This window comes from Arsukibacterium sp., assembly GCF_041616895.1.
Lineage (GTDB): Bacteria > Pseudomonadota > Gammaproteobacteria > Enterobacterales > Alteromonadaceae > Alishewanella.
Window position 1 is genome coordinate 1 of the sequence record NZ_JBFJPY010000066.1, and the last position, 18659, is coordinate 18659.

Annotated in this window: 22 protein-coding genes; 8 read left to right on the plus strand and 14 right to left on the minus strand. The window is 46.0% G+C overall.

What is annotated here, in order from left to right; genetic code table 11:
- The coding region (locus ABY802_RS11545) for an RHS repeat-associated core domain-containing protein (protein ID WP_372627235.1) at window positions 1-741 on the minus strand (741 nt) is incomplete at its 3' end.
- A gap of 71 nt (window positions 742-812) precedes the next feature.
- On the opposite strand from ABY802_RS11545, the gene ABY802_RS11550 reads away from it, so the two are divergent.
- Together ABY802_RS11550 and ABY802_RS11555 are read left to right on the plus strand one after the other, a co-directional pair.
- Window positions 813-1418 carry a hypothetical protein gene (locus tag ABY802_RS11550; RefSeq protein ID WP_372627237.1) on the plus strand — a complete coding sequence of 202 codons (606 nt, stop codon included), beginning with the start codon at window positions 813-815 and terminating at the stop codon, window positions 1416-1418.
- A 50-nt stretch (window positions 1419-1468) separates the two neighbouring features.
- Entirely contained in the window at window positions 1469-1951 is a 483-nt protein-coding gene (locus ABY802_RS11555; RefSeq protein ID WP_372627239.1) for a hypothetical protein, read from the plus strand.
- 51 nt (window positions 1952-2002) lie between these two features.
- Here ABY802_RS11555 and ABY802_RS11560 read toward each other — a convergent pair whose 3' ends face one another.
- Entirely contained in the window at window positions 2003-2425 is a 423-nt protein-coding gene (locus tag ABY802_RS11560; RefSeq protein ID WP_372627241.1) for a response regulator, read from the minus strand.
- Window positions 2412-3053, minus strand: coding sequence for a response regulator (locus ABY802_RS11565; protein WP_372627243.1), 642 nt, complete (start codon window positions 3051-3053; stop codon window positions 2412-2414). Before ABY802_RS11565 ends, ABY802_RS11560 begins: the two co-directional genes overlap by 14 nt.
- Window positions 3054-3265: 212 nt before the next feature.
- Between ABY802_RS11565 and fdxA the strand changes: the two genes are divergently transcribed.
- Entirely contained in the window at window positions 3266-3589 is a 324-nt protein-coding gene (fdxA, locus tag ABY802_RS11570) for a ferredoxin FdxA (RefSeq protein WP_372627245.1), read from the plus strand.
- 41 nt (window positions 3590-3630) lie between these two features.
- On the opposite strand, the gene ABY802_RS11575 is transcribed toward fdxA, so the two are convergent.
- From ABY802_RS11575 to ABY802_RS11585, 3 genes are all read right to left on the minus strand, one after another.
- Window positions 3631-3777: a DUF3149 domain-containing protein gene (locus ABY802_RS11575; RefSeq protein ID WP_372627247.1), complete on the minus strand. Its 147-nt coding sequence runs from the start codon at window positions 3775-3777 to the stop codon at window positions 3631-3633.
- 104 nt (window positions 3778-3881) lie between these two features.
- Complete coding sequence (locus tag ABY802_RS11580) at window positions 3882-4358, minus strand: TIGR02444 family protein (protein ID WP_372627249.1); 477 nt, start codon at window positions 4356-4358, stop codon at window positions 3882-3884.
- Window positions 4359-4371: 13 nt separating this feature from the next.
- Window positions 4372-6279 (minus strand): ATP-binding cassette domain-containing protein, encoded by a 1908-nt coding sequence (locus ABY802_RS11585; protein ID WP_372627251.1) that lies wholly within the window; start codon window positions 6277-6279, stop codon window positions 4372-4374.
- An 89-nt stretch (window positions 6280-6368) separates the two neighbouring features.
- Here ABY802_RS11585 and ABY802_RS11590 point away from each other — a divergent pair, with 89 nt between their 5' ends.
- Window positions 6369-6575 carry a YheV family putative zinc ribbon protein gene (locus tag ABY802_RS11590; RefSeq protein WP_372627253.1) on the plus strand — a complete coding sequence of 69 codons (207 nt, stop codon included), beginning with the start codon at window positions 6369-6371 and terminating at the stop codon, window positions 6573-6575.
- 20 nt (window positions 6576-6595) lie between these two features.
- Here the strand turns inward: ABY802_RS11590 and ABY802_RS11595 are convergent, their stop codons facing one another.
- The gene (locus ABY802_RS11595) at window positions 6596-6823 is read right to left on the minus strand and encodes a SlyX family protein (protein WP_290612676.1); all 228 of its coding nucleotides are present in this window, start codon (window positions 6821-6823) and stop codon (window positions 6596-6598) included.
- On the minus strand, window positions 6816-7787 hold the full coding sequence (locus ABY802_RS11600; RefSeq protein WP_372627255.1) for a WD40 repeat domain-containing protein: 972 nt from the start codon (window positions 7785-7787) through the stop codon (window positions 6816-6818). The genes ABY802_RS11595 and ABY802_RS11600 overlap by 8 nt, the downstream gene beginning before the upstream one ends.
- A 104-nt stretch (window positions 7788-7891) precedes the next feature.
- On the opposite strand from ABY802_RS11600, the gene ABY802_RS11605 reads away from it, so the two are divergent.
- Window positions 7892-8620 (plus strand): FKBP-type peptidyl-prolyl cis-trans isomerase, encoded by a 729-nt coding sequence (locus ABY802_RS11605; protein ID WP_372627257.1) that lies wholly within the window; start codon window positions 7892-7894, stop codon window positions 8618-8620.
- A gap of 90 nt (window positions 8621-8710) precedes the next feature.
- Here ABY802_RS11605 and rsd read toward each other — a convergent pair whose 3' ends face one another.
- Window positions 8711-9196 carry a sigma D regulator gene (gene rsd, locus ABY802_RS11610; protein WP_372627259.1) on the minus strand — a complete coding sequence of 162 codons (486 nt, stop codon included), beginning with the start codon at window positions 9194-9196 and terminating at the stop codon, window positions 8711-8713.
- Between the two features lie 164 nt (window positions 9197-9360).
- Here rsd and nudC point away from each other — a divergent pair, with 164 nt between their 5' ends.
- The gene (gene nudC, locus ABY802_RS11615; protein ID WP_372627261.1) at window positions 9361-10167 is read left to right on the plus strand and encodes an NAD(+) diphosphatase; all 807 of its coding nucleotides are present in this window, start codon (window positions 9361-9363) and stop codon (window positions 10165-10167) included.
- Between the two features lie 285 nt (window positions 10168-10452).
- Entirely contained in the window at window positions 10453-11532 is a 1080-nt protein-coding gene (hemE, locus tag ABY802_RS11620; protein WP_372627274.1) for a uroporphyrinogen decarboxylase, read from the plus strand.
- Window positions 11533-11563: 31 nt separating this feature from the next.
- On the opposite strand, the gene ABY802_RS11625 is transcribed toward hemE, so the two are convergent.
- From ABY802_RS11625 to ABY802_RS11635, 3 genes are all read right to left on the minus strand, one after another.
- Window positions 11564-12931, minus strand: a complete 1368-nt coding sequence (locus ABY802_RS11625) for an energy transducer TonB (protein ID WP_372627263.1) — start codon at window positions 12929-12931, stop codon at window positions 11564-11566.
- Between the two features lie 126 nt (window positions 12932-13057).
- Complete coding sequence (sthA, locus tag ABY802_RS11630; RefSeq protein ID WP_372627265.1) at window positions 13058-14479, minus strand: Si-specific NAD(P)(+) transhydrogenase; 1422 nt, start codon at window positions 14477-14479, stop codon at window positions 13058-13060.
- Window positions 14480-14568: 89 nt separating this feature from the next.
- A complete protein-coding gene (locus tag ABY802_RS11635; protein ID WP_372627266.1) occupies window positions 14569-15687 on the minus strand; it encodes a fatty acid desaturase in 1119 nt (372 codons plus the stop codon).
- A 124-nt stretch (window positions 15688-15811) separates the two neighbouring features.
- Here ABY802_RS11635 and fabR point away from each other — a divergent pair, with 124 nt between their 5' ends.
- On the plus strand, window positions 15812-16426 hold the full coding sequence (gene fabR / locus ABY802_RS11640) for an HTH-type transcriptional repressor FabR (RefSeq protein WP_372627268.1): 615 nt from the start codon (window positions 15812-15814) through the stop codon (window positions 16424-16426).
- On the opposite strand, the gene trmA is transcribed toward fabR, so the two are convergent.
- On the minus strand, window positions 16423-17511 hold the full coding sequence (gene trmA / locus ABY802_RS11645) for a tRNA (uridine(54)-C5)-methyltransferase TrmA (protein ID WP_372627270.1): 1089 nt from the start codon (window positions 17509-17511) through the stop codon (window positions 16423-16425). The two genes, fabR and trmA, sit on opposite strands and share 4 nt — an antisense overlap.
- A 153-nt stretch (window positions 17512-17664) precedes the next feature.
- Window positions 17665-18138: an RNA recognition motif domain-containing protein gene (locus ABY802_RS11650; protein WP_372627272.1), complete on the minus strand. Its 474-nt coding sequence runs from the start codon at window positions 18136-18138 to the stop codon at window positions 17665-17667.
- Between the last annotated feature and the right edge of the window lie 521 nt (window positions 18139-18659).

Genomic DNA, 18659 nt, shown 5'->3' on the forward strand with positions numbered 1-18659 from the left:
AGCTGTTTCTGTTTGTAGTTGGCTTCCTGAGCCCGCCACAACATTTTTAACAGCAGTCGGAGCGCCTTCAATTGCTCCAGAGGCAATTTTGACCACTACCCCAACAGATTTTAGACTAGTTATGGTAGAAGCTGCCTCTATGATTAGGCCTTGTTGCGGGTTTTCACTCATCATTGCCTCAGTGACACCAGTTACCAATGAAAACGTGCCTAGTACAGCAGCAGCTTGCGGCTGTCCTGCGGCTAAACTTACCGATGCACCTAACGCTGCACCATCTGAAATAGTACCTATATTTTCAGCTGTCACCTCAACATTTGGAATGGAATTCTGCACTCCAGAGTCAAGGGATTGTCTGGGGTCGCCCCAAGCGCCAGACACAGCTTGCCCAACATTCTCATACGTTTTTCCTTGAACAAAGAAGCTTTCAGCCTTCTTTCCATCAGGATCGACAAACTTATACGGATTATTATTCGCATAAGCATAGCGGTTAAACATCATCGGGTTGCTTGCGGTAAAGCCAGCCGGATCATTGGAGTAAAACCGCCCTATAACTGGATCATAGTATCGTGCCTGCATATAGTTCAGACCCGTATCAGAATCCTTAATATGGCCGGTAAAATCAATTTCATCTTTATTAGCAGCAACGGCGTTTAATTCCTCTCCAAACGGCGTATGTTTTTGCCGCCAAGTGACGGTACCAGCCGAGTTGGTTCCGCTAACTGCCACTACCCCAAGGACCACTGGCGGTTACCAGGCGGCTTAACTCAAAAGTATTTTTGCTTTGTTTAGCGTGATGCGTAAAAATAATTAGGGTGTTGCTTAGCGCTATTTTACCGGAGCAAAGTTTGAGATTATTATGTGTTACCGCGTTACTTTTTTGTGTAAAAGCCATTGCCTTAGAGAATAACCGAAACGCCCCCGTTCAACAGCAAGTGTCAGCGCCAAACGTTGCATCAAAAAATCGTTCGTGTGCTGTTTTCAGCAAGTTTGAGACATACAAATGGGGCGATGATGACCTGTTTGAGATTGAAAGCTGTTTGGCAGGCTACGACAAAGGCATCAAATACCTGGAGTTCCAGAACACAGACCAACCACTGTGTTTTATCCCGCATTTTACCGTCGATGCTAAGCTCGCAACCAAAATTAAATTTGACGTTGTGGAGCAAGGCTTTCGCCTGATTTTTGAATTTGATGAGGCACGCTACTGCGGCATGGCGGGACGCGACAAATTGCTGATGGTAGACACCACAGCCGTTTGGGCTATGCCGCCGGGCGTAGTCGATGTGTTACTCAGTTGTTTGGAATACAATCAACGCGCCCAGCAGCGCCCCGATAAGTATCTGGCAAAAGCACAAAAGACCTGCTCTGATCTTAGAGAAAAATATTTACAAACACTGGTCTACCTAAAAGAGTATTAAGCTCAAGGTTGAGCTAGCGGATTTTTTAGACAGTAAAGTTGGAGGCAGTTATGCCAATACAGCAGGTAAACATTGCAGCACTTGAGGTGGCCGGTGGCAAGATAAGTGTGGGGCACCGGCCAAAGCTTAAATTGCTGAAAGATTTTAAACAGAGTGGGGTTAGTCACATTTGGACCTTGCTCTCAGAGCATGAAGGGGCGGCTGAGATTAACAAAGCGGCAAGGAAAAATGGCCTGCAATGGGTTTGGTTGCCTCTGGAAAATGGCAAACCACCCGAGCACAGTAGAATTGCTGACATTACGGATTGCTTTGCACGCTGCAAAACGCTGCTTACAGAGGGGGCACACCTGTATCTGCATTGCTCGGCAGGTATCCACCGTACGGGCATGATTGGCTATGCCTTTTTCCGTTATCTGGGGTTATCACGTACTGAGGCGTTGCACTTACTCGAAAATTTAAGATCGGTTACATCAAACGGCGTAGGGGAGTCGCGTCTGGCTTGGGGCGACGACTATTTTGCAAAAAAACTATAAAAAAGAGCGCCGTAAAGCTTAATTGGCCCCGATCCTATTTTCACTTTTTCCCTATGGTGCTCCTAAACTTGTTTGCGTCTGAAATTGCTTCTCCATCAACCGCATTGCTGCCAGAATTTTATCGCCAGTAAAGGGTTTAGCAATAAATGTTGCAGCACCCATTTTGATGCTCTGCGTTACATTCTCAAGGGTGCTGGCACCACTGACCATTGCGATAAAGCAAGCGGGTTTTTGCTGCTTGAACTGAGCAAGTAATTCAAGGCCGGAATAGTCGGGAAGCTCAATATCTAAAAAAACAATATCCGGTTGATGCAACGTGAACAATGCTTTGGCATCTGCGGCAGTGCTGGCGTTAAAGAAATTAAATGTTTTATATTTCAGTAACTTAACATTGGTCAGTGCCATAATATTATTGCGCAGCAGTTGGCGACTGTAATCGACATCGTCTACCAGCAATATCTTAGGTTCTTTCATTGCCGGCTCCTGCTTGCTGAGTCACCTGAAGAAACTGCTGACATTCTTGCAGAAGATTCGCATCAGGACGGTCTGTTAGCAGCCGTTGTTGCAGTTGATCAGCCAGTTGAGTTAAATGACTGTGACCAAAGCTGGCGGCACCGCCTTTAATTTTATGGCAAATTTGCCGCATTTGCTCCAGCTCCTCATTTTTAAGCGCTAAGGCAAATTCCTGACTAAGCTGTGCTAAATTCTGATAGAACAGGTTGCTGAGTTGACTATTTAATTGTAACGGCAGCTGTTGCTGTGGTGGCGTGGCAGATAATAGCTCTGCCAGCAGGTCAACATTGACTGGCTTTTTAAAAATGTAATCAAACCCCTCACAGTCCAGGCCATCTGCAGACATGGCGAATATAGGGCGGTCGTAACCCAGGCGTCGCAGGATCTGCATCGCCTGAATGCCGTCACACAGCGGCATCTGAATGTCGGTTAATATAATATCAAAGGTGTAGCTCAGCGCTTCTGTTACCAACAGTTCTCCGTCACCAACACAGCACGTCTGCATATTCAGACTACTGCATTGTAATTCAAGTAATGACCGCAGAAAGCTATCGTCTTCCGCAATCAGAATACGCTTTTGTGCTGTCATGGCTGCTCCTGAGACCCGGTTGTTTTCTGTTTATTTGCCAATAAAGGCGCCAGATCAACGGTATAAGGTTCTAGCATATTTAGCAAGCATGCTGCTTGCTTGCCAAATAATGATAAAGGGGATGATCCTGCGCTTAGCAGATTATGCACGCTTGTTTTTTCTGTTCGCTGCAGTATGATCCCAAGCCAAAAGCAACAGGAACGGGTCGCGTTATGGCATTTGTGGTGCTGGATAACTGTATAAAATGCAAATATACCGATTGCGTAGCAGTATGCCCGGTGGACGCGTTTTTTGAAGGGCCAAATTTTCTGGCCATTAGCCCAACTATTTGTATTGACTGTGCGCTGTGTGAGCCAGAATGCCCGGCCAATGCCATTGTGCAGGAAGATAAGGTGCCGGCCGACCAGCAGGGTTTTATCGCATTAAATGCCGAGCTGGCTGACTTGTGGCCGAACATTCGTGAAGTAAAAGCCCCGCCAGCTGATGCCGATGACTGGAATGGTGTACCGGATAAGCTCACTTACCTTGAAACCTGATGTAAAGGGTTAAACAGGCCAGCTGCGTCCGCAATTTTCCGTTAATTCTGCTTTGGATCTGCTACGTCGTGCTCGATTTTATAGATGAAATAAACGGCATAAAACAGACACAAGCCAATCACAACAGCCAGGCCAGTGAACGATATAAAAATAACCGGATCATTAAGAAATTCATGCCACAGGTTCATAAACTTACCCTCTTGCGTAACCGCTAATACACCATATTAATTGATGAATTTTAAGCAAGCGGCGTCGCTATCGGCATGATACAGATCAAACTGTGACGGTGATGCTAGCGAAGTTGCATTACAGCTTGACGTAGATCAAGCATTTGTTGGGCTATTGCCGGGGTATCGGCCTGCAATTGGCTCAGATATCGCTCAATCAAAGGTTGAACTGATGAACTTAACGCGGGGCAATGCGTAACCAGCAATTGCTGTTCCAGCTGCTCTAATGATAGCTCTGCTGCCAGCAAGCTTTGTTTTAGCTGTTGCTGCTGTGTGACGGAAAGATTGACGCTATTACTTCTTCTGCGTAAGTCGCGCAGTGGTTGGGTAAACTGCTGGCTGAAAGTATTCAGGGTAGCGGCCAGCTGCTCAAGCTCGCTGGCAGACAGACTTAACTGCCGTTTTTCCAGATAGCAGAGCAACAGCAGCATATTAACATTTAGTCCGAAGGTATCCTGCCACTGCAGACAAAGAGGCTGTATTTTGGGGTACAGTGCCAGGCTAAACTGCCATAGTGCCTCTGCTGTTGGCTGGTTAGCCATTATTCTGCCACCTTTAACTATTAATATTCCAAAAATGCGCAGTTTGCTGCTCCAGCTCATCCTGTGCCATAAACCAGTCTTCTTCCGTGCTGCTCAGGCTGCTGCTGACGTTGGCTTGTTTTGCGAGCAGGGCGGTAAGCTCGGTTTTGCGCTCCGCGCTGTAAATATCGGCGTCGGCCAGTTGCTGTTCAATAACCGCCAGTTGTTCGGTTAGTTTTTGTTGCTGTTGCTCTAGCTTCTCCACTTTTTGCTTCAGTGGCCTGAGCATATTACGTAAGTTGGCTTCCAGTCGTTTCTGATCTTTTCGAACAATATTGCTGCTGGCGGGGGTATCTGCCGGCGTACTGCTGTTACTTTGCCGTGCATCTTGCTGCAACCACTGATAATAATCGACCAAATCACCATCAAAAGGGGCTACCCGGCCATGCGCGACCAGGTAAAACTCATCAGTACAACTGCTAAGCAGATGACGGTCGTGCGAAACAATTACAATGGCGCCTTCAAACTCCTGCAATGCCATCACAATGGCTTCACGCATATCCAGGTCAAGGTGGTTGGTAGGTTCATCCAGTAAGAGCAAGTTAGGACGCTGATAAACAATTAATGCCAGTACCAACCTGGCTTTTTCCCCGCCCGAAAACGGCGCACACGCTTCCAGTGCTTTATCACCATGAAAGCCAAAACCACCCAGAAAATCACGCAGTTTTTGCTCGGGAACTAACGGGTCCAGCCGCACTAAATGCTGCAGCGGTGAATCTTGTGGCCGCAGGGTTTCCAGTTGGTGCTGGGCAAAATAACCCAGGCTGACACCATTGGCATACCAGATTTCGCCACTTTGCGGCTGCATACTGCCTGACAATAGTTTAATTAAGGTGGATTTACCGGCGCCATTTCGCCCCAGTAGCCCGATCCGACTGCCTGGTAGTAGCTGAAACTTAATCTGGCTTAAGATCACATGATCGCTATAACCAGCCTGCACATTCTCCATTTTAAGCAGCGGGTTGGGCAGTGATTTTGGTTCGCGAAAACTAAAGCTAAAAGGCGAATCGACATGGGCGGGCGCCAGAATGGTCATCCGTTCCAGCGCTTTAATCCGGCTTTGTGCCTGGCGGGCTTTGGTGGCTTGCGCTTTAAAGCGGTCAATAAACTTCTGCAGGTGTGCCACCTGGCGCTGCTGCTTATCAAAGTTGGCCTGGTGCTGTGACAACTGCTCAGCGCGCTGGCGTTCAAACTGGCTGTAGTTACCTTTATATAACGTTAGGGTTTGTCGCTCGATATGCACGATGTTATCGGTTACTGCATCCAGAAAATCACGGTCATGGCTTATCAGTAGCAAGGTACCTTGATAGTTTGCCAGATACTTTTCCAGCCACAATACAGCGTCTAAATCGAGGTGGTTGGTGGGCTCATCCAGCAGCAGTAATTCAGCGGGCTGCATTAACGCCTTGGCCAGGTTTAGCCGCATCCGCCAGCCACCTGAAAACGATTTAACCGACTGTTGCTGGGCTTCACCACTAAAACCCAGGCCATCCAGCAGCACACCAGCTTTAGCTTCAGCCCGGTAGCCATCCAGGGCTTCTATTTGCAGATGAACTGCAGCTAAATCACTTTCACTGCATTGGCTGCGGGCTTTTAACAATAAGGGAAACAGTTTTTCATCCCCCTGCAACACATAATCCATGGCGCTGCAGTCCAGTGCCGGGGTTTCCTGGGCAACGGTAGAGATCACCCAACGTTCCGGGATATTAATATTACCGGCATCGGCGTGCAGTTTTCCAAGCAACATGGCAAACAGGCTGGACTTACCGCAACCATTAGCACCAATTATTCCGACTTTTTGCCCCGGAAATACGGTAAGATCAGCATTGCTGAATAAAGCCTGTGGGCCGCGGCGCAGTTCAACCTGCTGTAACTGAATCATGCTTTTACCTGTAATACTGAACTAGGGTGCCAATTTTACGCTATAACCAGCATAAACCAAGGCCTAACCGTTAATGAAATGAGACCTTTATGACTGTTCGCAAGAAAAAACGTTTTATTGCTGGCGCAAGTTGCCCCAAATGCCATGCTGTAGACACCATGATGCTTTTTTTAGAAAACAACGTAGAGAAAGTAGAGTGCGTTAGCTGCGGCCATCAGATGGTGCAGCCAGCGCAACAAGTATCAAAGGCAAGCCGCGCCAGCGAGCAAGTCATAGGTGTTTTTAAACCGGAATAAGACGCTGTTATCGCCTTCTGTTAATAATGCGGCGGCGGTGGTTCATCTTCTGGTGACAGGATACCCTGATCATCAGGCAGTTGCCGCAACTTTTCGGCGAGCAGGATCACTTGCTGCTGCAACTTTTCAATCCGGATTTGGTGCTGATGCAATTCGTTGTTCAGGTTGTGAACGGTATCTTCCTGAAAAGCCAGTTTACTTTCCAGTTCAATTAACTGTTGCTGCATAGCAGCATCAAGATCAGTCATAATTTATTTCCCATACTTCGGCATAGCCACTTGAGCTTTCACTGATTATACGTGTTGGGCTTAAGAAAGCTACAGCATGCACAACGGCACCCGCCGGCCGGCTGCCATCACGAGGCATAACCCGCCAGCGCTGTAACTCCTTACCATCACTTACCCGCCACAACACAACATTGCGGGTGGGGGCGCCGGTAAGCAAATACTGGCCGTTTTCACTAAAGCGCACGGCACTGAATACTTGCTGACGGGCGGTGATTTGTAAGCTACTGACCAAAGCACCGCTCTGGATATCCCAAATCCTGGCCAGGCTTTGACTATCAGCAGTAAAAGCGAAGCGACCCTGCGGGTCCAGCGCGACTTTACTTACCCGGCTTGGGTGGCTGAATGTATGAATGATCTGAGCACTGTCGGTATCCCATAAGTATGCCTGGTAATCGTTGCTGCCAGTGAGCGCGTAACGACCATTTGGTGACATGGCCACGCTGTTCACTTTTTCACTGTGCCCCATGAATTCCAGACGACGCCCCGAGCTCAGGGTTATGTGCTGTACCACTCCGTCACTTTTTGCTATCAGCAGGTGGCGACCCTCATCAGATACCGCAATGTCTCTGACTGTAGATTGATCGAGTTGCCAGAAGCCGGCGTTTTGACCTGTGTCAGTGCGCCATAGCGCAAATGTTTGCTGATCTGCGGTTAACACGTGACTGTTATCTGGGCTGATGGCCAGGCTGAACACCAGGTTGTCCTGTTCAGGCGTATGTTGCCACTGATATTTAAGGGCATTCTGTTGCAAATCCCAGAAAGCGACACCATGTTCAACCGAGGACACCACTGCATAGCGGCCATCAGCACTTATTTCTGCAGCATAGCTGCCTTGCGCAACGTGCTGCCATTGAATAACGGGGGTGGTTTCTACTTTTGTGCAGGATGAGAGTAAAAAAATAGCAAAAAGCACAGGATATTTCATTGTGGGTGTTAACCTCATTCGCACAAACCGTTAGTATAGGTCAGAACCTGAGGGATTATTAAAACACACTTTTGCAGCCTGGCTGCCAAAAATTGGAGAAATCGATGCGTGTAACAACCAAATTATCACTGATTGCCGTAGCAATGCTGACATTAAGTGCTTGTCAGCAAGAAAAACAACCTGAAGCACCCGCTCTGGATACAGAACAGGCAAAACAAGCATACAGCCTGGGTGTTTCTGCTGGTCGTTACCTGGAAAGCACTGTTCAAGAATATGACAAAATTGCTGTTTCGCTAAATAGCGAGTTAATTCTGCAAGGTGTTAAAGATGGTTTAGCGGGCAACTCAAGCGTAGGTGATGACGAAATTCAGACGTTATTAGCCAGTCTGGACGAGCAATATCGCGCTAAACAAGCTGAAATTGCCACTGCAGAATCTGAAGCCGTTATTGCGGCCGGTAAAGCTTATCTGGAACAAAATGCCAGTAAAGAAGGCGTTACTGTTACGGATTCAGGCTTGCAGTACGAAGTATTGGAAAGTGCAGATGGCCCTAAGCCAGTAGCAACAGATGTTGTTAAAGTGCATTATACCGGCACCTTGACCGACGGCACAAAATTCGACAGCTCTTACGATCGTGATGCACCCGCCGAGTTTCCGTTAAACCGGGTGATTCCGGGCTGGACTGAAGGCGTGCAACTGATGAACGTAGGTTCAAAGTATAAGTTTACTATTCCGTCAGAGCTCGCTTATGGCGAGCGCGATATGGGTGTGATTACACCACACAGCGTTTTAGTATTTGAAGTTGAACTACTGGAAATTGTTTCAGCAGAATAACTAAAGCAATGGCAGCGACAATACTAGTGTTGGCGCTGCCTGTCTTGTCTGTTTTAGCGTCTCAACCGGAGCTGATGCAGGCGGACAATCTTACGCAGATACGCTGGCATCAGTGTGCTTAGCATGCAGGGTATCGATTAACTCGTCTTCCAGCTCAAATCGCTCTTCTAATGCTTGTCCCAGTTCAGACAATTCACGGTCAAATGCTGCACTATTGCGGGTGCTTAAATGATCTGCATAGGCATCATTAAAACTTAGCGCTAAATCAGTTGATACAGAAATTTTCGGGTACAGGCGATCCGCTAATTTGCGCGAATCGGTGCCATTTACGGTGCACTGATCAACGATGCGTTCATATACCTCAAAGTGGCCGGCCGATAAGTAATCCATTAACAACTGGCAGAATCCGCGAATTTTCTCTTGATCGGGCAGCGTATGGCGGTCCTTCTCAAAGGGTGGTAAGCCGGCCAATTTGCAATAACTCACGATAAGTTGCTGGCGCTCGTCAAGCCAGTTATCTATTGCAGTTAACGACCCTCCCCACTTTTTTTGCGCTTGTTGCACACGACGGTACATTGCCTTCTCCTTAAGAGCAGTAAAAGTTCTGCTACCTCAAATTAAAAGAAATTTACACTAAAGATCAACCATTTTTTTATTGGTCAGCCCAGTATACTGGTCGTATCATAGCAATAGTGCTCGGATATGTAACCGAATAAACAGAATGAATTAAGGACCTTAGCATGATAAAGCACAGTATTTCGTTGCCAAATGAGAGTTCAGGCTACTGGTTTATTGTAAATAAAGGCCGCTTATTTCTGACAGCTGATAGCCAGGTACCACACGGCACCTTAGCCAGCTTAACCATTGCCACCGAGCCCGAACAAATTTGCTGGCTGGGGGTGTATCAGCAGCAACCCTGCTATCTGCTGGTGGACCATGATCAGATAAGCGATGATTCATGCTGGCATTCAGCCCGCAGTTTGCTAGCGCAATGTGAGGCATTGTTTGAGTTGGCTTCGAGGGCGCTGCAGGTTGCACTATTTTTACAAACCCATCGTTTTTGTGGTCAGTGTGGCAGTGCGATGCATCTCGTTCACTGGGAGTTAGCTGCATTATGTAACAAATGTGGGCATCGCTGTTACCCGCGGATTGCGCCTTGTGTTTTAGTGGGTATTACCAGACCTGGCCAGATCTTACTCGCTCGATCTACCCGTCATAAACCGGGCTTTTATTCCATTTTGGCAGGTTTTGTTGAGTCGGCCGAAACGTTAGAGCAAGCTGCGGTGCGCGAGGTTAGAGAAGAGGTGGGCGTCGATATTACAAACTTAGTTTATGTAGGCAGCCAACCCTGGCCATTTCCACATTCTTTAATGACAGGATTTACCGCAGAATATCAGCAAGGAGATATTGTCTGTCAGCCGAATGAAATTGCCGAAGCGGCCTGGTTTGACTTAACAAACTTACCTGATGTGCCCCCTCAGGAGACCCTGTCAGGCAGAATTATCAGGCAATTACAGCAGCATTATTTACAAGTAACAGGTAAATAAAGGTCTTCCGGAACGATTTTTTAACAATGCAAAGCGATGGCCCGAAGGGTTTGTGCCAAGGATGGCAGAAAATAAAAAAGCCACATAAAGTGGCTTAACTTGGTACTGCATGGTCCTGTTAAACAGGCTTCTCGCTTATGATTCTTTACTAGCGCGAGTATTTTATAACAGATGTGGTTAACAGATACAAGCCGTAGCCCTAAAAAAGCTGAACTGCAGATTAATGCCCTAGAGTCAGATGGTGACAGGTGATAAACTTACTCAGATAATTCTGAAGGCGAATAAATTATGCAGTTAAAAAATGACCGTTACTTACGCGCGTTGCTAAAGCAGCCCGTTGATCGCACTCCTGTCTGGATGATGCGTCAGGCTGGCCGATATTTGCCGGAGTATCGGGCAACACGGGCAGTGGCAGGCGATTTTATGTCGTTGTGCAAGAACCCGGAACTCGCATGTGAAGTGACCTTGCAGCCGTTGCGCCGCTATCCCCTGGACGCCGCTATTTTATTCAGTGATATATTGACTATTCCTGATGCTATGGGATTAGGCTTATATTTTGGCGAAGGTGAAGGCCCTAAGTTTCAACGGCCAATCCGTGATTTTATGGATGTGGTTAATTTACCGGTACCCGATCCTGAACAAGAGTTACGTTATGTTATGGATGCTGTGCGAACGATCAGACGCGAACTAAATGGTAGCGTACCTCTGATTGGTTTCTCTGGAAGCCCCTGGACGCTGGCAACATACATGGTTGAGGGAAGTGGTAGCAAAACGTTCAGTATCATTAAGAAGATGATGTACAGCGAGCCTGAAGTGCTGCATATGTTGCTAGATAAACTAGCACAAAGTGTGGTGTTGTATCTCAATGCCCAAATTGCAGCAGGGGCGCAGTCAGTGATGATTTTTGATACCTGGGGCGGTATCCTGACGCCGCGCGATTATAAAGAATTTTCGTTAAGTTACATGCAGACTATTATCAATGGTTTGACCCGCGAAGCCGAGGGTCGCAAAGTACCTGTGACCTTATTTACTAAAAATGGCGGCCAGTGGCTGGAAGTTATTGCTGCTACCGGTTGTGATGCTGTAGGCCTTGACTGGACAACAGATATTGGCAATGCACGCAGCAGGATAGGTGACAAAGTTGCCCTGCAGGGTAATATGGACCCTTCATTGTTACTTGGCTCACCTGAGCGGATCCGCCAGGAAGTACAATCGATTTTAGACAGTTTCGGCCAGGGCACAGGCCATGTGTTTAATTTAGGCCATGGTATTACGCCAGATGTTGATCCGGAAAAAGCCGGTGTATTTATTAATGCTGTACAGACGTTAAGTCGCACATACCATCTTGATACGTCAGAAGAGTAAACGAAAAGGCCATCTTACGATGGCCTTTTCACTAGTTCGTACCCGCTACAGACGTTTGATAATCAAGCAATAAATCTTCAAAATTTGTCGACGCCCAATTCCGTTTTTTCGCTTCATTGATGGCCTGTTGCAACATTGCTTCCCCTCTGCTCTGCTGACCAAGCTCAATAAAGGCGACACCAATAGTAGAAAGTAAGTCAGGATGGTTTGGGTCAATAGCTCTGCCTTGCTCTGCCAGGCTGACCGCTTTTTTCGGGTTATAAATCTCAGGGTCATCAGACATTGCCAGAAGAGACGCATAATCTGTTATTGCTGGCATATACTCCTGTAATGCTGCAAGCTCCAGATAGCGAGCGGCCTTACGAGGTTCAAAGTTAACGTTGTTGCTATCCAGTAGCTCCTGAGCGAGCAAATACGCAGCTTTGGGGTTACCACCTTCAGCCGCAACTGATAGCCAGTTTACAGCTTTACTTCGATCTTTATCACAGCCGTTGCCTGTGATCAGACACTGCGCCAAGCGGTACTGGGCTGTTTGATGACCGTTAATTGCTGCTTTCTGATACCAATCAATCGGGTTTTCAGTTTTAATAATGTTACTTTCAGCCAGAACGGCATATAAATATTGGTACTCAGCAAACTCTGCCTTGGCAGCTGCAGCTATTGCATCAAGATACTCTTGATTATCACGGTTAAAACGGCGGGACTGTGAGCCTTGAGACGCCTTTATCTGAAAGCTATGCAGTTGCATTTCAAGCCGCTTGGTATCACCATATAAATCACGCGGCGGCTCAAAGCGCCAATTGTTTACCGCTTCAAGTACATATTTACTGATCCCATCTACCGGGAAAGACGCAATCACTTTGGTATTTTCTACTTTACCATCTTCATTAATATCGTAATGAACAACCGCCCATGCGGACACACCACCACGCTCAAAATAGCCTGGAAAGCTTGGTTCGTCCTGGCGAATGGCTTTTATTTTTGCAGCGCTACCAACTACAAAGCGGTTGGCAATAGGATACAAGTTACCAAATAATGCATCTTTGCCGTATTTGCTATTCAAGTTACTGAAGGTATCTTTGCCGTCACGACGCGAGTCAAGTTTTCGCCTTAATGCCAAATATTGCTGTGCCGCTTCGGGATGGTCACGGTCGCGAGCGATCAGACTCCAGGCATAAGCTTTGTTAATATCCACTTCCGTGCCTAAACCTTCAGCATAAATTCTGGACACCAGAAACTGCGCTTCCAGATGACCCAACTCGGCTAACTTTTCTAGTCGTGGCTTAGCTAGCTGGTATTCCTGCTTTTCAAATAAAGACTTTGCAGTTGGAAAATCTGCAAGTGTATGCCAGGAGAAGCAGATTGCAATCCAAGCCAGACTAATACGAACTATTGGCATAACGGGTCTCCACGACAGTCCCACGAAAATTTATCATTTCATTGAGTTTACAATGATTTATCAATCAAAACAAAAATAATTATTCTAATATATTTCAATACGTTAATCGTAAATTTATAAAGTATGTTAAAAAAGTCTATTTAAGCCGTTTAATGCGGCAACCCGATAAGCTTCTGCCATTGTGGGATAATTAAACGTGGTATGGACAAAATAATTTAAGTTATTGCCGCCGTTGGCCTGCATCATTATAGCCTGACCGATATGCACAATTTCTGCCGCCCGCTCACCGAAACAGTGAATCCCGAGAATCTCTAAAGTATCGCGATGAAACAATAACTTCAGACTACCAACACTAGTATTGGCAATTTGCGCACGTGCCAGATGTTTGAATTGCGCTCTGCCTACCTCGTAAGGAATTTTGGCATTGGTAAGCTCTTGCTCCGTTTTGCCAACAGAACTCATTTCCGGGATGGTATAAATACCTACCGGAATATCAGCGATAAGGTGGCCATCAAGGTTACCTTTGACGATCGCCTCGCCGGCCAGACGACCCTGGTCGTAAGCGGCGCTCGCCAGACTGGGGTAACCAATAACATCGCCGACAGCATAGATATTATCAATACTGGTTTGATAGCGCTCATTAACCTTTACTAGACCACGGCTGTCAGACTCCAAACCAATGGCAGTCAGATTCAACATATCGGTATTGCCGGTCCGACCGTTGGCAAACAGAAAACAATCTGCCTTCATTTTCTTTCCCGATTGCAAATGTAGCACCACTCCGTCAGATTGACCTTCAATCTGAGCGAATTCTTCACCATGGCGAATGGTCATGCCAGAGTTCCAGAAATGGTAACTTAGAGAATCGGAAATTTCCGCATCCATAAAAGACAACAGCCGGTCCCTGGTATTTACCAGATCAACTCTTACCCCGAGTCCCCGGAAAATGGAAGCGTATTCACAGCCAATTACCCCAGCGCCATAGATAATTATATGCTTAGGTTCATGTACCAGCGATAAGATGGTGTCGCTGTCGTAGATTCGAGAATGGTTGAAGTCGACTTGTGGTGGCCGATAAGGCCGCGAGCCTGAAGCAATAACAATGGTCTCGGCGGTCAGACGATAACAACTGTCATCTTCCGTGGTAATTTCCAGGGTATTTTTATCAATAAAGCGTGCTTCGCCCTGATGAATTCTGACCAGATTGCGATCATAAAAACCTGCTCGGAGTTTCACCTGTTTACGAATAACCCCGGCAGCATGCTTCAGTATTTGAGAAAACGTCAGCCGTGTTAGCTGGTCATCTAATTGAAACAACGGATTCTCATTAAATTCAATTAGCCGGCTGACAGAATGCCGCAACGCTTTGGATGGAATAGTACCCCAGTGTGTACACCCACCACCAACTGACTTATAACGTTCAATTGCTGCTACCCGTTTGCCACTTTTAGCCAGATACATGGCTGCACCCTCACCACCCGGGCCAGTGCCAATAACGATTGCGTCATAATCATAGGCAGGTTTTTTGGATTTACTATTTTCGGTCACAAGCATTGCCTTCTTCACTCAAAACTATAACGTGGCAGCATAACAGGTCTTTATCACAAAAAAAGAGGCCGCAGCCTCTTTTTCAGTGTTTAGTGGAAGGCGGCTGTGAGCCGCTGCCAGTGTTGATGTTGTTGCTGCATATGATATTTAAACTCACGATAGCGTAGCTTAAAATCAGCGGTTTGGTAATGCTCAATCAACGCTTGCTTCTTCTGCACGACAAATTGTTTCTTCAATTGATAAAAGTCCTGCATTCTGGAAACCAGTAGTTCGTACTCCCGTTCCAGCAGCTGTAAAAGCTGTTCTGCGTTTGGCAGTAATTGCGCTTTCTGCTGTGCACGCTGTAATTGCATTTTTGCCTTGGCCAACGCTACACGCTCCTCTGGAACCGTTCTGAGGTTGCAGGTCAAACCAATATAACTTGCAGATTTTATTAACCATTTTGTTGGGTCAAACTGCCACCATTTAATACCATTGCGGTAATCATATTCAAATATATGATGATAGTTATGATAGCCCTCACCATAGGTCAAAAATGCCAGTACACCATTGTCTCTGGCCGAGTTTTTGTCAGTATAAGGTTGCTTACCCCAGATATGTGCCAATGAGTTAATAAAAAAAGTAAAATGATGGCTTAGAACCAAGCGCAGCACACCAACACTTAAAATCATACCGAGCATATTACCGCTCAACAAACCAAGCAACACTGGGATACCAAAGTTGGTCGCGATGGTTAATGTGAGATAATGTTTATGCTGCCAGGCGACGATGCGGTTTTTTTGTAAATCCCGGACATTAGAGTAATCGTGATAGACCTCTCCCTGGTAGTCACGAAGCATCCAGCCAATATGGCTATACCAGAAGCCACGACCTGCAGAATAGGGGTCTTTATCGTCGTTATCGACATGCCGATGATGGTCACGATGATCTGAAGACCAGTGAAGTGCACTATTTTGCAGGGCGAATGCACCGCCAATAGCAAAAACCCATTGTAAAAATGGATGTGCATCGTAGGTTTTGTGCGCCCATAAACGATGATAACCTGCGGTAATAGACATGCCGCAGTAACCTAATGCTAATATGGTCGCGATTATTTCAAACCAGCCAAAACCGACAGCGATGGCATACCAGGGTACAGCAATTGCTGCGACAAGAAACGTCAGGCTGAATAGAATAGTGGTGGTCCAGATGATGGGGGCTTTTTTCATTTAGGGCACTTTTTGTTAAGAAATCTTGTGAAGCACACATTGAGCTTACAACTGTACGCCAATTTAACTAGCCAGCTGGGTCAGGTCAAGGTATAAAATAGCTATTTTTTCGATAGGAAACATCGTGAGTAGAGCGCAGCAAAAAGAAAGAACTCGTAAGGCTATAATAGAAGCGGCTTTTTCTCAGCTAAGTGCTGATAAAAGTTTTGCCAGTTTAAGCCTGCGTGAAGTTGCCCGTGAGGCTGGTATAGCTCCAACTTCTTTCTATCGTCATTTTGCTGACATGGATGAATTAGGTTTGACCCTGGTTGATGAGGCGGGTTTAATGTTGCGCCAGCTTATGCGCCAGGCCCGGCAGCGAATTGAAAAAAATGGCAGTGTGATCAGTACGTCTGTTGAAACGTTTATGGAGTTTGTGACTGGTAACAGTAACGTTTTCCGATTGTTGTTACGTGAGCGATCAGGTACTTCGGCGGCTTTTCGTGCTGCAGTGGCCCGCGAAATTCAACATTTCTCAGCAGAATTAGCTCATTATTTACGTAAAGAAACCGCATGTCCTGATGAGCTGGCGCAGTTACAGGCAGAAGCAATGGTCATTCTGGTGTTTCACACCGGCGCTGATGCATTGGATGCGCCACCAGATCAGTTTGTTAGTTTAACCAATCGCACCATTATCCAACTCCGCTGGATGGCTCATGGTGCGGCAAGCTATGGCCGAAACAAAATCAATAAGGCTTAACGCTTTTGTAGCCAAACACCTGTTTCGACATGATGGCTGTATGGAAACTGATCAAATAGTGCTGCTTTCACGATGCGGTGTGTGCTGTTCAGACATTGCAAATTCATTGCCAGTGTTTCTGGATTACATGAGATATAAATAATGTCATTGAAACGACTAACCAGATTAACGGTATCAGGATCTAAGCCAGCTCGGGGGGGGTCGACTAATACCGTATTTAATGCCATTCCGGCTAATTCGAGATGTTTTAAAGCTGAACCATTTTCCAGAGATTTAGACACGTCTTCGGCAGACATTTGTAACACCTGAACATTATCGATGTTATTCAACGCGATATTGTATTGTGCCGATTTGATTGAGGTGCGCGAAATTTCAGTAGCTATAACCTGGTTAAAATAAGGTGCCAACGCTAAAGAAAAATTAGCATTGCCACAATATAATTCCAACAAATCGCCATTGAGCTGGCTGGTAACTTGCGCGGCCCAGTTTAGCATTTTTTGATTAACACCGGCATTTGGCTGAGTGAAACTGCCTTCAATCTGTTGATATGCCAGCGTGTTCTTTGCAACCGTAACGGTTTCAGTAACAAAGTCGTCAGTCAGTACAATCTTTTGTTTGCGGGCCCGACCAATAATTTTCACTGGCATTTCAGGTAATAATTCAGCCGCTAAAGCTTGCGCTGCATCTTGCCACACCTGATCAAGCTGTCGTTTGTAGATCAGACTAACCAGTAATTCACCCGACAAAGTCGCCAGATAATCTACTTGGTACAATTTATAACGAAGTTGGTGGTTATACTGAATTTTACTTAACAACAGCGGCATAAAATCGGCGATTAGCTCGCAAGCTACCGGAAAATAATCTATCCGAACCTTTTGTTTAGTCTCTGGATCGAACATAGCGTGATAAATATCATCGCCATCGTGCCATATTCGAAATTCTGCCCGTTGCCGGTAATGGCTCGGCGCAGAACGAAAGACTTCTATTTCAGAAGTTGAATAGGTTGCCAGTAGTTTTGTAATTAAATTTAATTTAGCTTTTAGCTGGCTTTCATACTCGGTGGGGAACACCTGACCTATTCGCATAATTATCTCAGTTTACGGATGTTGGCGTCATTTTATGTTTTTTTAGCCGTGTCGCCAACCTCAGATCAGTATTGATTCCAGTTTGAAGGTACGAGCAAAATAAAACGCCGGCTAAATACCGGCGTTATACTAAGGAACGTTATATAGAGGTAACTACTCGGCGTTGTCGTCTTCCTGGCGCTCCTTTGCCTCACGAACTTTTAATGTCCTTTCCTGAAATTCGAAATCATTAAGTTTATTAATCATTTTATTGGCGTCTTTGGCTGAGACTTCAACGAAACCAAAACCACGACGTCGGCCAGTCTGTCGATCTTTCATTAATCTGACATTTTTGACTGCTCCGTAAGAAGCAAATAATTCCTTAACCGCTTCCTCATTTGCCCGGTAAGGCAGATTGCCAACATATAATGTGGCCGTATCGCCGCTAAAATCTTGTGATGATGGCTCTGAACTCGTTGCTGCACCTTTAACATCAAGTAATACCGGCACACACACACCAGCAAGCACAACACCAATAACCACAAACCAAGCCTGGTTTATTTCTAAAGTAAAGAAAGCAAAAGCAAAATAGGCCAGCACTGCCAGGGCCAGGGTATAAGGTAACGAAGCACGTAAAGTTGGTAACATAATCAATTCCTAAATGCAGAGAATAAAAAAGCGCTTATTTACGTTAAGCGAAACCATCTTAACGGTTAGATCTTGAGCAGCCAATAGAAAAAACATCTTATTTGAAAGTGCGCGCTATAAAATTAAACATAAAGTATTATTAATAGGCAGTTAACCACCATATTAAGATATTTAGCGGGAAAGTACTTGCGTGCTTCATTTCAATGCCTATAATGCGCGCCATGCCACGCGGGGCGCGTAGCCGGGTGCTGCGCTGTTTCAGTTTAATAGCATGCCTCAGGTGAGATAAGCCGGATTACAAAAATCTTTTAAAAAGACGCTTGACAGTCAGGTTTAAATCACTAAAATGGCGCCCTCGCTTCAGGGAAGCAACGAAAGCCCTGAAATGCGATGTTAGCGGTACTACTAGTAGTGCTGAGTAATAAAAGAGTCACTCGTGATGATGTGTTCGGTGAAAAAGATAAATCATCACGCTTGACTTAAAATCTGGGAAGTGTAACATACGCCTCCCGCTTCAAACG

What these genes read in the sequence shown, in the direction of transcription:
- ABY802_RS11555 (WP_372627239.1), top strand. Translation starts at nt 1,469, where the DNA reads ATGCCAATACAGCAGGTAAACATTGCAGCACTTGAGGTGGCCGGTGGC.
- ABY802_RS11560 (WP_372627241.1), bottom strand. Translation starts at nt 2,425, where the DNA reads ATGAAAGAACCTAAGATATTGCTGGTAGACGATGTCGATTACAGTCGC.
- ABY802_RS11565 (WP_372627243.1), bottom strand. Translation starts at nt 3,053, where the DNA reads ATGACAGCACAAAAGCGTATTCTGATTGCGGAAGACGATAGCTTTCTG.
- fdxA (WP_372627245.1), top strand. Translation starts at nt 3,266, where the DNA reads ATGGCATTTGTGGTGCTGGATAACTGTATAAAATGCAAATATACCGAT.
- ABY802_RS11575 (WP_372627247.1), bottom strand. Translation starts at nt 3,777, where the DNA reads ATGAACCTGTGGCATGAATTTCTTAATGATCCGGTTATTTTTATATCG.
- ABY802_RS11580 (WP_372627249.1), bottom strand. Translation starts at nt 4,358, where the DNA reads ATGGCTAACCAGCCAACAGCAGAGGCACTATGGCAGTTTAGCCTGGCA.
- ABY802_RS11585 (WP_372627251.1), bottom strand. Translation starts at nt 6,279, where the DNA reads ATGATTCAGTTACAGCAGGTTGAACTGCGCCGCGGCCCACAGGCTTTA.
- ABY802_RS11590 (WP_372627253.1), top strand. Translation starts at nt 6,369, where the DNA reads ATGACTGTTCGCAAGAAAAAACGTTTTATTGCTGGCGCAAGTTGCCCC.
- ABY802_RS11595 (WP_290612676.1), bottom strand. Translation starts at nt 6,823, where the DNA reads ATGACTGATCTTGATGCTGCTATGCAGCAACAGTTAATTGAACTGGAA.
- ABY802_RS11600 (WP_372627255.1), bottom strand. Translation starts at nt 7,787, where the DNA reads ATGAAATATCCTGTGCTTTTTGCTATTTTTTTACTCTCATCCTGCACA.
- ABY802_RS11605 (WP_372627257.1), top strand. Translation starts at nt 7,892, where the DNA reads ATGCGTGTAACAACCAAATTATCACTGATTGCCGTAGCAATGCTGACA.
- rsd (WP_372627259.1), bottom strand. Translation starts at nt 9,196, where the DNA reads ATGTACCGTCGTGTGCAACAAGCGCAAAAAAAGTGGGGAGGGTCGTTA.
- nudC (WP_372627261.1), top strand. Translation starts at nt 9,361, where the DNA reads ATGATAAAGCACAGTATTTCGTTGCCAAATGAGAGTTCAGGCTACTGG.
- ABY802_RS11625 (WP_372627263.1), bottom strand. Translation starts at nt 12,931, where the DNA reads ATGCCAATAGTTCGTATTAGTCTGGCTTGGATTGCAATCTGCTTCTCC.
- ABY802_RS11635 (WP_372627266.1), bottom strand. Translation starts at nt 15,687, where the DNA reads ATGAAAAAAGCCCCCATCATCTGGACCACCACTATTCTATTCAGCCTG.
- trmA (WP_372627270.1), bottom strand. Translation starts at nt 17,511, where the DNA reads ATGCGAATAGGTCAGGTGTTCCCCACCGAGTATGAAAGCCAGCTAAAA.
- ABY802_RS11650 (WP_372627272.1), bottom strand. Translation starts at nt 18,138, where the DNA reads ATGTTACCAACTTTACGTGCTTCGTTACCTTATACCCTGGCCCTGGCA.